General features: G+C 74.1%; 11 protein-coding genes. 8 read left to right on the forward strand and 3 right to left on the reverse strand.

Annotated elements, in window-relative coordinates; translation table 11 throughout:
- Positions 1-228: 228 nt before the first annotated feature.
- Positions 229-1,380 (forward strand): acyl-CoA dehydrogenase family protein, encoded by a 1,152-nt coding sequence (locus IE177_RS24760; RefSeq protein WP_190017623.1) that lies wholly within the window; start codon positions 229-231, stop codon positions 1,378-1,380.
- Between the two features lie 91 nt (positions 1,381-1,471).
- Here the strand turns inward: IE177_RS24760 and IE177_RS24765 are convergent, their stop codons facing one another.
- The gene (locus IE177_RS24765) at positions 1,472-2,197 is read right to left on the reverse strand and encodes a rhomboid family intramembrane serine protease (RefSeq protein WP_190017624.1); all 726 of its coding nucleotides are present in this window, start codon (positions 2,195-2,197) and stop codon (positions 1,472-1,474) included.
- 154 nt (positions 2,198-2,351) lie between these two features.
- Here IE177_RS24765 and IE177_RS24770 point away from each other — a divergent pair, with 154 nt between their 5' ends.
- From IE177_RS24770 to IE177_RS24790, 5 genes are all read left to right on the forward strand, one after another.
- Positions 2,352-2,591: a hypothetical protein gene (locus tag IE177_RS24770; protein WP_029382693.1), complete on the forward strand. Its 240-nt coding sequence runs from the start codon at positions 2,352-2,354 to the stop codon at positions 2,589-2,591.
- Between the two features lie 44 nt (positions 2,592-2,635).
- Positions 2,636-3,979: an NYN domain-containing protein gene (locus tag IE177_RS24775; RefSeq protein ID WP_190017625.1), complete on the forward strand. Its 1,344-nt coding sequence runs from the start codon at positions 2,636-2,638 to the stop codon at positions 3,977-3,979.
- 211 nt (positions 3,980-4,190) lie between these two features.
- Positions 4,191-5,225: a C40 family peptidase gene (locus tag IE177_RS24780; protein ID WP_190017626.1), complete on the forward strand. Its 1,035-nt coding sequence runs from the start codon at positions 4,191-4,193 to the stop codon at positions 5,223-5,225.
- 247 nt (positions 5,226-5,472) lie between these two features.
- The gene (locus tag IE177_RS24785) at positions 5,473-6,483 is read left to right on the forward strand and encodes a C40 family peptidase (RefSeq protein WP_190017627.1); all 1,011 of its coding nucleotides are present in this window, start codon (positions 5,473-5,475) and stop codon (positions 6,481-6,483) included.
- Positions 6,484-6,510: 27 nt separating this feature from the next.
- Positions 6,511-7,698: a hypothetical protein gene (locus tag IE177_RS24790; protein ID WP_190017628.1), complete on the forward strand. Its 1,188-nt coding sequence runs from the start codon at positions 6,511-6,513 to the stop codon at positions 7,696-7,698.
- Here the strand turns inward: IE177_RS24790 and IE177_RS24795 are convergent.
- Positions 7,679-8,212 (reverse strand): PadR family transcriptional regulator, encoded by a 534-nt coding sequence (locus IE177_RS24795; protein ID WP_190017629.1) that lies wholly within the window; start codon positions 8,210-8,212, stop codon positions 7,679-7,681. The two genes, IE177_RS24790 and IE177_RS24795, sit on opposite strands and share 20 nt — an antisense overlap.
- 89 nt (positions 8,213-8,301) lie before the next feature.
- Here IE177_RS24795 and IE177_RS24800 point away from each other — a divergent pair, with 89 nt between their 5' ends.
- A complete protein-coding gene (locus IE177_RS24800; RefSeq protein WP_190017630.1) occupies positions 8,302-9,636 on the forward strand; it encodes an MATE family efflux transporter in 1,335 nt (444 codons plus the stop codon).
- A 1-nt stretch (position 9,637) separates the two neighbouring features.
- Here IE177_RS24800 and IE177_RS24805 read toward each other — a convergent pair whose 3' ends face one another.
- Entirely contained in the window at positions 9,638-10,873 is a 1,236-nt protein-coding gene (locus tag IE177_RS24805; RefSeq protein WP_190017631.1) for a glycosyltransferase 87 family protein, read from the reverse strand.
- Positions 10,874-11,014: 141 nt separating this feature from the next.
- Here IE177_RS24805 and IE177_RS24810 point away from each other — a divergent pair, with 141 nt between their 5' ends.
- Complete coding sequence (locus tag IE177_RS24810; protein ID WP_190017632.1) at positions 11,015-12,157, forward strand: glycosyltransferase family 4 protein; 1,143 nt, start codon at positions 11,015-11,017, stop codon at positions 12,155-12,157.
- Positions 12,158-12,252 lie beyond the last annotated feature (95 nt).

Here is a 12,252-nt window from a genome sequence, read left to right on the forward strand (position 1 = left end):
CGAGCATTGAACAAAGGTTTACTGCCCGTTGGTTCCATGCCTGTCTCCCCCATGAAATCGGCAGGCCGTCGCAGGGAGCCGCCGCCGCGGCCCCGAACCCGGTGACCGAATAGTAGGCACACGACAACCGCCGATGACAAGGCCCGTCGCCCTGGACAAGATCCTCAACTCCATATTAGCGTCGAGCCGTTGGCGAACACACCGATCGAGGCTTCAGGGGGAAGAGCGGTGCGGCGCACTGTTTTCCAGGACGAGCACGAGACGTTCCGCGCGACGGTGCGGGGCTTAATCGAGACAGAGGTCGTACCCGTCTATTCCGAATGGGAAACGGCCGGCCGGGTGCCGCGTGACTTCTATCTCAGACTGGGCAAGCTCGGCATCTTCGGGCTCGGTATCCCGGAGGAGTTCGGCGGCGCGGGCCGGAAGGGTTTCAAGTTCAACGCCGTCATCGCGGAGGAGTGCGCCCGGGCCGGCGTGACCTTCGGCGGGGCCGGCGCGCACCTGGCGCTGCCCGCCACGTTCGTCGAGCACACCACCCCGGAGCAGAAGCGGCGCTGGCTGCCCGGGTTCGTCACCGGCGAGCTGATGACGGCCATCGCGATCACGGAGCCGGGGGCCGGCTCCGACGTCGCCGGCCTGCGCACGGCCGCCGAGCTGTCCGGCGACGGCACCCACTACGTGCTGAACGGGACCAAGGCCTACGTCCTCGGCGGCGCCCAGGCCGATCTGGTGCTCGTCGCCTGCCGCACGTCCGCCGACCGGTCCGACCGGCGCGGCGGCATGTCCCTGCTCGCCGTGGACACCCGGGCCCCGGGCGTGACCGTCGAGTCCGAGCCGGCCACGCTGGGCCTGCGGTCCTCCGACATCGTCGGGATGACCTTCACGGACGTCCGGGTCCCGGCCGGCGACGTGCTGGGCGAGCCGGGAGACGCCTTCGCGTGTCTGGCCGGCATCTTCCCGCAGGAGCGCCTGGGCATCGCCGTCGGCGCCTACGCGCAGGCCGCCGCGGCGGTCCGGCTCGCCACCGAGTACGTGCGCGGGCGCACCGCCTTCGGCAAGCCGGTCGCCGCGTTCCAGAACACCAAGTTCGTGCTCGCCGACTGCCAGGCCACGGTGAACGCGCTGCAGGCGGTCGTGGACCAGGCCCTGGACGCCTTCGACGGCGGGGAACTCACCGCGGAGGAGGCGGCCGCGACCAAGCTGTACTGCACGGAGGCGGCGGTCGGGGTGCTCGACAAGTGCCTGCAGCTGCACGGCGGTCTCGGCTTCACGATGGACCATCCGATCGCCCGGCTGTACGCCGACAACCGCGCGAGCCGGATCTTCGGCGGCACCAGCGAGATCATGCGCACGATCGTCGCCAGGTCGATGGGGCTCTGACCGGCCGGACGGGAGGCGCCCGGCAGGGCGCGGGACCACTCCGAGGGGTGTCCGCCGCGGCGGACACCCCTTCCGCGCGCCCGGGGGACCCTCATCCGCCGCCGGGCTCCGGCGCCGCCCTTGCGGCCCGCCGTCCGAACCGCAGCCACGCGAAGAGGAAGCCGAGCGCGAAGCCGACCAGGTGCGCGAGGTAGGCCACGCCCGGCCCCTGGGAGGCGCGGCCCGCGGCCAGCCACTGCACCGCCGCCCAGAAGGGCAGGACGACCCAGGCCGGGAAGCGCAGGGGGAGGAAGAACAGGAACGGGAGCAGACTGGTGACACGGGCGTCGGGGAACAGGTAGAGGAACGCGCCCAGCACCGCGGAGATCGCCCCGGAAGCCCCGACCAGCGACTGCCGGGACGCGTCGTTGGCGGCCGCGTAGCCGATCAGCGCGAGGTAGCCGCAGCCGAGATAGAAGAGGGTGAACCGGACACGGCCCATCCGCTCCTCGGTCATCGCTCCGAAGACATAGAGGAAGAGCATGTTGCCGAGCAGATGCACCCAGCTGCCGTGCACGAAGAGGGCGGTCGCGGGGGAGAGGGCCTCCCGCGCCGGCGCGGCGAACAGTTCCGCGGGGATCACGCCCCAGTGCCGGAAGTACGCCCGCTGGGCGGCGAGCAGCGCGTTCCCGGAGCCGTACACCGGGTCGAGCCCGGACGCCGGCCCGAGGACGAAGACCAGGCAGCACAGACCGATGAGGCCGTACGTCACCGGCGCCGACGTGCCCCGCACCGCTCTGAAGGTCCTGCCGGCCACGGCGCCCCAGTCGCTGATCATGGTTACAGAGCATGACGTAACGGGACGCATTCGCACAGACCGCCTCGCCGCCGTGGACGGACCAGCGGCGAGTGACCGCCAGGCCGTAGGGTTACGAGCCACACGCGTCGGGCAGATGGCGCGTCACGGACACTAGAAGGAAGCGAAAGCCACGATGACGGTTCCCCTGCCGACCGCCACGACGCGATGGCGCTGTGCCCTGTGCGGCAACCTCACCCGGTTCGACGTGACCCGCTCGTCCAAGGTCGTCGAGTACGTCCACCTCGATCTCGCCGGTGAGCCGACGGTGGAGGAGCGCGAGGTGGTCAGTGAGACCATCGAGTCGGTGCGCTGCCGCTGGTGCAACGCGGTGGACCAGGTGGAACTCGTGGACAGGCCCGGCGCCGGCTCCTGAGCGGAGCGGCCCCGGGGAAGAGCAGGAACAGTGGGGTGTGACGGATGGTGGAGACCGCAGGCGGGGGGCCGGGCGACGGCACCGCCGAGGTGCTTGACCGTCCGCTGCCCGACGGCGTGCGCCGGCGCGTCGTGCAGATCGTCTCGGACGGCTTCGGCAGCCTGACGGTGACGGAACTGCCCGCCCAGCTGAGACAGTACGCCCGGTTCGCCCCCAATCGCCGGGCGAAGTTCGCCGGGAACGCGATGGCGGCGGCCCTGGAGACCGACGCCCTGTTCCGGCAGCGGATCGGGGAGAAGTTCAAGGAGGCGCAGCCGGAACTCGCCGGCGCCCTCGACTCCGGCTCCCCGCCTCCGGCCGCGGACCCGCTCGACGTGGCGGCCGCGGCCTACGTACTGCGCCCGGCGGGCTGGGTGAAGCTGGTCACCGCCGCCGGCGAGGAGGCCCAGCGGGCGGACGCCGAGCGGGCGGACGAGGAGAGCCGGGCCGAGCTGGAGCGGCTGCGCGCCGAACTGGCCCAGGCCCGCGACCACACCCGCGCCGAGACCGAACGGCTGCGCGCGGAGCTGGAGTCGGCGAAGCGGGAGACGGAGTCGCTGCACCGCAAGCTGCGGGCCGCGCTCAGCGACGTCAAGCGGGGCGAGGCCGCGCTGCGCAAGGCGCACGGCGAGACGGACGCCGTGCGCGCGGAGGCGCACGCGCAGGTGTCGGCCGCCGAGAGCGAGTCCCGGCGGCTCAGGACCCGCCTGGGCGAGGCCGAGGCGGCGCTGGAGGCCACCCGGCGGGCGACCCGCGAGGGCCGCAGCGTGGAGGACATGCGGGTGCGGCTGCTGCTCGACACCCTGCTCGACGCGACCCAGGGCCTCAGGCGCGAACTCGCCCTGCCGCCGGTGTCCGTGCGCCCGGCCGAGACCGTGGACGCGGTCGAACCGGGACGGATGACCCCGAAGGACATCGCGGCCCGTGCCCTGTCCGAGCACGACCCGGCCATCCTCGACCAGTTGCTCGCGCTGCCGCAGGCGCACCTGGTGGTCGACGGCTACAACGTGACCAAGACCGGTTATCCGCAGATGCCGCTGGAGAAGCAGCGGCTCCGGCTCCTCGGTCAGCTCTCGGCGCTCGCCGCGCAGACCGGCGCCGAGGTGACATGTGTCTTCGACGGCGCCGAACTGGCCGCGCCGGTGCTCCTCGCGCCGCCGCGCGGGGTGCGGGTGCTGTTCTCCAAGCCGGGGGTCACGGCCGACGAGCTGATCCGCCAGCTCGTGCGCGCGGAGCCGCCGGGCCGTCCGGTCATCGTCGCCTCCACCGACCGCGAGGTGGCCGACGGGGTCGCCAGGGCGGGCGCCCGGCCCGTGGCCTCTGCGGTGCTTCTGAAGCGACTGTCCTGAAAGTCCAACAGGCGTCGTAGATGCCCGAATTGGTCGCATCGTCACGCAGCGCAGCGTCAAGCGGATATCACTGCACGTGAGTTGTGTGCAAAGAATGCATTGCGGTGCCGGGTTTTTTGCCGCGAGGATTTGAATGATCACAACTGTGTCACTAGGGTCTGGGCTCGAACCTCCGAACGGGTGATCACTCACAAGAAGGAGATCGTCCCTCGTGGCGTCCCACCGTCGACCCAAGCAGCCGAGCCGCACGCGTGTCACCGTGCTGACCACCGCAGCCGCCGCTGCCGTCGCGCTGAGCGCGAACGCCGCCAACGCCGCGCCCACCGAGAAGCTGGGCAAGGACGAGGTCAAGGCGAAGGTCGACAAGCTCTACGAGCAGGCCGAGCAGGCCACCGAGAAGTACAACGGGGCCAAGGAGAAGCAGCACAAGCTGCAGAAGGAAATCTCCACCATCCAGGACAACGTCGCCCGCGGCCAGGAGGAGCTCAACAAGCTCCGCGACGGCCTCGGTTCGATGGCCACCGCCCAGTACCGCTCCGGTGGCATCGACCCCTCGGTCCAGCTCCTGCTCTCCTCGGACCCGGACGACTACCTCGACAAGGCCTCCACGCTCGACCAGTTGAGCGGCCAGCAGGTCGACGCGCTGAAGAAGATCCAGGACAAGCAGCGCGAACTCGCCCAGGAGCGGGCGGAGGCCACGGAGAAGCTCAAGGACCTCTCCTCCACGCGCACCCAGCTGGAGCACAAGAAGAAGGAGGTCCAGGGCAAGCTCGCAGAGGCGCAGAAGCTCCTCAACACCCTGACCGCCAAGGAGAAGGCGGAGATCGCCGCCAAGCAGCAGCGGGCCGACCGCTCCTCCTCCGACCGCGTGGACCTGGGCGACGCCCCGCCCGCCTCCAACCGCGCCTCGGCGGCCTTCTCCGCCGCCCAGAGCAAGATCGGCTCGCCCTACGTCTACGGCGCGACCGGCCCCTCCTCCTTCGACTGCTCGGGCCTGACCTCCTGGGCCTACGCCCAGGCCGGCGTGACCATACCGCGCACCTCCGAGGCGCAGGCGGGCACAGGCACCCGGATCTACAGCCAGAGCGACCTGAAGGTCGGCGACCTGGTCTTCTTCTACGGCGACCTCCACCATGTCGGCCTCTACGCCGGCAACGGCCAGGTGCTGCACGCCCCGCACACCGGCGCGGTGGTCCGTTACGAGGCCATCGGCAACATGCCGTTCCAGTTCGGCGTCCGGGTCTGACGCCTCTGCCCCGGCGCCCCTGAAACGCACCCGGTGGCGCCCGAACGGGCGAATCCCCGGGACCCGCACTGACTCCACGCCCCGCCCTTGACCTGCGTCAGCGGCGGGGCGTCAGCGTGCGTTGACGCACCGGCGGTTGGTCCGGGTTCCCGCGCACGGCTACTGTCTGCCGCGTTTCCCCGGCGCCGGGGCCTCCCCGTCCCCGGCGCCGGGGAAACGGTCTCCGTCCGCCAGCAGAAGGACTGCCGTGGGGTCCCATCGCCGTCTCGCACCGTCCGGATTCGACCGGGGCGCCGCCGCCCTGTGCGTGCTGTCCGCCGCGGCCGCCGCACTCGGCGCCGTACCGGCGCAGGCAGCACCGCACGGTGGCACCCGTGCCGAGGTGGACCGGCTCTACGAGGAGGCCGAGCGGGCGACCCAGGCCTTCGACAAGGCCGCGGAGCGGGCGGGCGCCCTGCGCCGCCAGGTACGGGACGCCCAGGACCGCATCGCCCGGCAGCAGCAGCGCGTCAACACCCTGCGCGAACACCTCGGTTCGCTCGCCGGCGCCCAGTACCGCTCCGGCGGCGTCGACCCGGCCGTCGCCCTGCTCTTCGCCGACGACCCCGACGACTACCTGGACAAGGCCGCCACCCTCGACCGCATCGGCACCCGGCAGGCCGGCCAGCTCCGGGAGCTGCGGTCCGCGCTGCGCGAGCTGGCCCAGGAGCGCGCGGAGGCGACCGGCAAGCTCGCCGAACTGGACCGCAGCCGCAAGGCCGTCGCCACCCACAAGCGCACGGTGGTGAAGAAGCTCGCCGCGGCCCGGCGGCTGCTCGACTCCCTGCCCCCAGCGGACCGCGCCGCCTACGGCCGGGCCTCCCGGGGCAGCCGCGTCGACCTGCCCGACCCGGCCGGATCCCTCGTCGCCGGCGGCCGCGCCGCAGCGGCCCTGGCCGCCGCCCGCTCCGCCCTCGGCCGCCCCTACGTGTGGGGCGCCAACGGACCCTCCGGCTTCGACTGCTCGGGCCTGATGCAGTGGTCGTACGCGCACGCGGGCATCCACCTGCCGCGCACCTCGCAGGAGCAGCGCCTCGCCGGCCGGCGGGTGCCGCTCTCCCAGGCCCGCCCCGGCGACCTGGTCGTCTACCGCTCCGACGCCAGCCACGTGGCCATGTACGCCGGCAACGGCCAGGTCATCCACGCGCCCTACCCCGGCGCTCCGGTGCGCTACGACCCGGTCGGCATGATGCCCGTCTCCTCGGTCACCAGACCCTGAGCGCCCCGCGCGCCGTACGATCGGAAAGTGGCTGGTCGCGGACGGGTGTGGCGGATCGGAGCCGCAGGGCTCTGCCTGCTGCTGCCCCTGACGGGGTGCGGCGGGCGCACGGCGGCCGACTCCGCCCGCGCCGAGGTGCAGCACGTGCTCGACCGGCGCGCCGCGGCCCTCGTCGCCCATGACGCGAGCGCGTACGGCGAGACCGGCACCCGTGCCGAGTACGCCCGGCTGCGCGCCCTGCCGCTGGCCTCCTGGAGCTACCGGGTCACCGGCGTGCACCGCACCTCCTCCGGCGCCACCGCCGACGCCGACCTGCGCTACCGCGTCGCCGGCTACGACCGGGCCCCGGTCGACGTCCGGCGCACCCTCACCCTCGGCCGCGGCGCCGGCGGGGCCTGGTACGTCACAGCGGACAGGCCCGCCCGGCGGGCCGGGCAGCAGTTGTGGGACCAGGGCACGGTGACCGCCGTCGAGGGCGCGCGCAGCCTGGTCCTCGGCACCGGCCGGCCGCGGGCCGAGCTGCGGGCCTTCGCCAGGATGGCCGACCGGGCGGCCCCGGCCGTCTCGCACGAGTGGGGCACGGACTGGAGCGGGCGGGTCGTGGTCCTCGTACCGCGGTCCCTGGCGGGCATGGCCGGCCTGCTCGGCTCGCCCGCGTCCGACTATCGCGGGATCGCGGCCGTCACCACCGGCGAGGCGGGGGGCTCCGGCCGGACGCCCGCGGACCGGGTGGTCGTCAACCCGGAGGCGTACGCCGGGCTCGGGGACGTCGGCAAGCAGGTCGTGCTCACCCACGAGACCACCCACGTGGCCACGCGCGCCCACACCACCGCCGCCACCCCGCTGTGGCTCTCCGAGGGCTACGCCGACTGGATCGGCTACCTCGGCGCCGGCCGCGCGCCGAGGGCGATCGCGCCCGAACTCGCCCGCGCCGTCCAGGACGGCCGGGCGCCCGGCGCGCTCCCCGGCGACAAGGACTTCGGCTTCACCGGCGACCCCACCGAGCTGGCGCAGGCCTACGAGAGCGGCTGGCTGGCCTGCCGGATGATCGCCGACGACTGGGGCGCGGCCCGGCTCGGCGCCTTCTACCGGGCCGTCGGCGCCCACGGCAAGCGGCCGGGCGCGGTCGAGCAGGCGCTGCGCAAGGTGCTCGGCACGACGCCGCAGCGGTTCACCGCGCGCTGGCGGGACTACGTCACGAAGCGGCTCGGCTGAGCGTGTCGATCGCCGCGGTCAGCCATTCCCGCTCGGCCCGCCCGGTGGCCCGGGCGACCCGCAGCATGCCCTCCCGGAACATGTCCCCGGCCTGCTCGGCACGGACCGGCTCGCCCTTGCGGTAGAAGAAGCTCGCCGGGGCCTGGAGGAAGTCCAGGCGGCGGCGGAGCACGGCGGCCTGCTCGGCGGGGTCGTCGAGGTGGCGCAGGAACGAGAGCACCGTGTTGAAGCGGACCTGGTCGGTGATCTCCGCCGGCTTGGGGGTGCGCAGCCGTCTCATCAGCTCCGCGCGTCCCTCCTCGGTCAGGGACAGCACCCGGCGCGGTGCCGCGCTCGCGCCCTCCTCGGTGCGCTGGTCCAGCAGCCCGGCGGCCACCAGCCGGTTGATGGCCGGGTACAGGGCGCCGTCGCTGACCGGGCGGACGTGCCCGCTCAGCGCCGTGATCCGCTCCTTCAGCTCGTAACCGTGCAGCGGTTCCTCGGCCAGGAAGCCCAGAATCGACAGCTCCAGCACGCGGGATCCTCCTTGCAGCGGGCGGGGAACACATGCTAGCTCTTATCGAGCTACCTCTAAACGAGGTAGCTCGATAAGAGGGGGTTCCCTTGGACGCGCACCGCAGGCAGCTCGTCTCGCTCGCCCACCCGGTCTACTTCTCGCTCCTCGCCTCCGTCGCCGCGGGGATCATCAACACCGTCTGGGTCTCCCGGCTCGGCGGCGCCGCCGTCGCCGCCGTGGCCGTCGCGACCAGCACCGAGAACGTCCTGCTCGGCGTCGCGCTGGTCTTCGCCTCCGGCACCACCGTGCTGGTCGCGCACGCCCGGGGCGCCCGTGACCCCGCAGCGGTGCGCGCCGCGGTGCGCGGCGGGGTCGCGCTGTGCGCCCTGGTCGCCCCCGCGGTCGCGGCCGGCGGCCTCCTGCTGCGCGAGCCGCTGGCCGGTCTGGTGCTCGGCGGTGCCGGGGACACCGCCGCACGCCTGGCCACCGGCTACTTCGCGATCTCCCTGCCGGGCATGGCCGTCTTCTTCGCCCAGCAGCTCGTCGACGGCATCCTCAAGGGCGCCGGCGACACCCGCACCCCGTTGCGGCTCGCCCTGCTGGCCAACGGGCTGATCCTGCTGTGCGACCCCGTCCTGATCCACCGCTACGGCGTCCGCGGCGCCGCCGCCTCCACCGTGCTGTGCCGCTGCGTCGCCCTGGCGGCGGGCCTGCGCGCCCTGCGCCGCGACCCCCTGGTGCGCTCGGCAGCCCGGGCCGGTGCCGCCGGACCCCTCCCCGCCGCCCTGCGCCGCACCCTCACCACCGGGCTGCCCATGTCCGCCGACTTCACCGTGCGCCAGGGCGGGTCGCTGGTCCTCGTCGCGATCGTGGCCCGGCTCGGCGTGACCGCGGTGGCCGCCTACTCGATCGCCTACAAGGTCATGTACGTCGCCACCATGGCCTTCTACGCGGTCCGGCAGGCCGCCGCGATCCACACCGCGCACACGCGGGGCGCGGGCGAGGACGCGCGACGGGAGATCGGCCGGGAGGCGGTGCTGGTCTCCGGGACGCTGGGCCTCGCGGCCGCCGTCCTGTTCGCCGCCACGGGTCCGTGGATCATGGCCGCCTTCGGCGCCGGACCCGAAGTCGCGCGCCAGGGCGTGCTGTTCCTGCGCTGCACGGGCCCCTTCCTGCTGCTGACGGCCTGCTTCATCGCGCTCGGCGGGGTCTTCGAGGGCAGCGGGGGAGCGCCCGTCCTCCTCCGGGTCACCGTGCTCGGCACCACCGTCCAGCTGCCCCTGGCGTACGCCCTCACCGGCCTCGGCCTGCCCGGCGTCTGCCTGGCGCTCGCCCTGTCGATGGCGGTGCAGTGCGCGACCGTGGCGGCGCTGCTGCGGCGGCGGGTGCCGGGGCAGGCCGGGACCAAGGACCTCGGGGACCTTCCGGCCCGGACCGGATGAGTCAGCCGGAGACGGGGGTCTCCTCGGCGTGGCTCGGCCGCGGCGGCAGCGGGGCGGCCGGGGCCGGGGGAACGGTCGAACGCCACAGCCGGCGGGCCGCGGTGAGCGCGGCGGCGACCAGCAGGCCGTTGCGCAGCGCCAGCAGGGTGACGCCGTACCAGTCGCTCAGCACCACGTGCAGGAAGCCGAGCGGGAACTCCAGGACCGTCACGAAGGACGCGAGCACCACCATCAGGGCCGGCGCCCCCATGCGGCTCGCCCGGTGGGACACGCAGACGGAGGCCAGCCCGACCAGCCACACCAGGTACTGCGGGCTGAGGACCCGGCTGGTGACCGTGAACAGCAGCACGGCGGTGAAGGCCGCGTCGGCGAGGGTGTGCGGCGCGTGGCGGGTCGTCCGCAGCCGCCACAGCACCAGCCAGCCGAACGCGGCCGCGGTCAGCGCCAGCGCCGCCCCGCTGACCTCCGCGACCCGCGGGCCGAGGAACTCCATCGACCCGTAGTTCAGCAGCACCTCGCCGTCCCAGCCGAAGTGCCGGCCCACGTGGAAGACCAGGGACCCCAGCGACTCCACCTCGGTGCCGCGGTCCCGCTGGAACGTCAGGAAGGCGAAGGCGCCCGGCATGGTCACCGCGAACAGCGCCACGACGCCCGCCGCGGTCACCGCCGCGGCCCGCCACGCCTCCCGTCGCACGGCGCCGGCCAGCAGCAGCGCGGGCCACACCTTCAGCAGGGCCCCGAAGGCCGTCAGGGCGCCCATCAGCCGCGGGCGCCGGGCCCCGGCGAGCAGGGCGGCCACGGCCACCGCGGTCACCATCACGTCATAGCGGGCGTACGCCGTCGGCCCGAGCAGCGGCACCCCCGCCACCCACACCCACGCCCCGCCCCGGGACCGGCCGGCGCGACCGCCCGCGTACAGCAGCGAGGCCAGCACGGCCAGGTCCGCGAGGAACGCCAGCACGAAGAAGGCGTGCGCGTAGGACAGGAACGGCAGGACGGCGGGGGCGAGGACCGGGAGGGCGCCGGCGGGCGGGTACTGCCAGGTGACGTCGTCCAGCGGGAACGTTCCCCGAAGCAGCTCCTCGTACCAGCCCCGGTAGGTCACCGACACGTCGGCGGTGACGTCCGGACCGGGGAAGACGAACACCCCGAAGACGAACAGCAGCAGGGCCACGCGGGTGACGGCCCAGGTCGCGAGCAGCGGGGCCGGGGACCGCCGGGCGGCCTTCGTCTCCACATGATCCCCTGTCGTCCGGTGCCCGCTGCGGCTGCCCGCCGTTCGATTACGCCCGCCCATGATGGCGCGCGTACCTGTGCGCCTGCCACAGCCCCGGCCGCGTGGGGGGCGCCAGGGGCCGGTTCGGTAGGGTCGGCGGCGATGCACAAGACCCTGATCGTCACCAACGACTTCCCGCCCCGGCCGGGCGGCATCCAGGCCTTCCTGCACAACATGGCCCTGCGCCTGGACCCCGGCCGGCTGGTCGTCTACGCCTCCACCTGGAAGCACGGGCGGGAGGGCGTGCGGGCCACGGCCGAGTTCGACGCCGAGCAGCCCTTCACCGTCGTACGTGACCGTACGACCATGCTGCTGCCCACCCCGCGGGCCACCCGGCGCGCGGCCGGGCTGCTGCGCGAGCACGGGTGCACCTCGGTGTGGTTCGGGGCGGCGGCGCCGCTCGGCCTGATGGCGCCCGCCCTCCGGGCGGCGGGCGCCGAGCGGCTGGTGGCCACCACGCACGGGCACGAGGCCGGCTGGGCCCAGCTGCCCGCCGCCCGGCAACTGCTGCGCCGGATCGGGGAGTCCACCGACACGATCACCTACCTCGGCGAGTACACCCGCTCCCGGATAGCGACCGCGCTCACGCCCGCGGCGGCCCGGCGGATGGTGCAACTGCCGCCCGGGGTCGACGAGAAGACCTTCCACCCCGGCTCCGGCGGCGACGAGGTCCGGGCGCGGCTCGGTCTCACCGACCGGCCGGTCGTGGTCTGCGTCTCCCGGCTGGTGCCGCGCAAGGGGCAGGACACCCTGATCCAGGCCATGCCCCGCATCCTCGCCGCCGAGCCGGACGCCGTCCTGCTGATCGTGGGCGGCGGCCCCTACGAGCGGGACCTGCGCCGGCTGGCCCGCGAGACGGGCGTCGGGGCCTCGGTCCGCTTCACCGGCGCCGTGCCCTGGTCCGAGCTGCCCGCGCACTACGGCGCCGGGGACGTCTTCGCCATGCCGTGCCGCACCCGGCGCGGCGGCCTGGACGTCGAGGGCCTCGGCATCGTCTACCTGGAGGCGTCCGCCACCGGCCTGCCGGTCGTCGCCGGCGACTCGGGCGGCGCACCCGACGCGGTGCTGGACGGGGAGACCGGCTGGGTGGTCCGCGGCGGTGAGCCGGCACAGGCCGCCGACCGCATCGTGACCCTCCTCGGCGACCCCGGGCTGCGCCGCCGCATGGGCGAGCAGGGCCGCCGGTGGGTGGAGCGGAAGTGGCGCTGGGACCTGCTGGCGGAACGCCTGACGGACGTCCTGTAGAGCGGGCCCGCCCCGCCCCGCCGCGTCCGCCCCCGGACGCACGACGGCGCGGGTCCCCGCCCGGGACCCGCGCCGTGACGCTCGTGCGTGAGGGG

This window comes from Streptomyces lucensis JCM 4490 (assembly GCF_014650035.1).
In the GTDB taxonomy this organism is placed as follows: domain Bacteria; phylum Actinomycetota; class Actinomycetes; order Streptomycetales; family Streptomycetaceae; genus Streptomyces; species Streptomyces lucensis.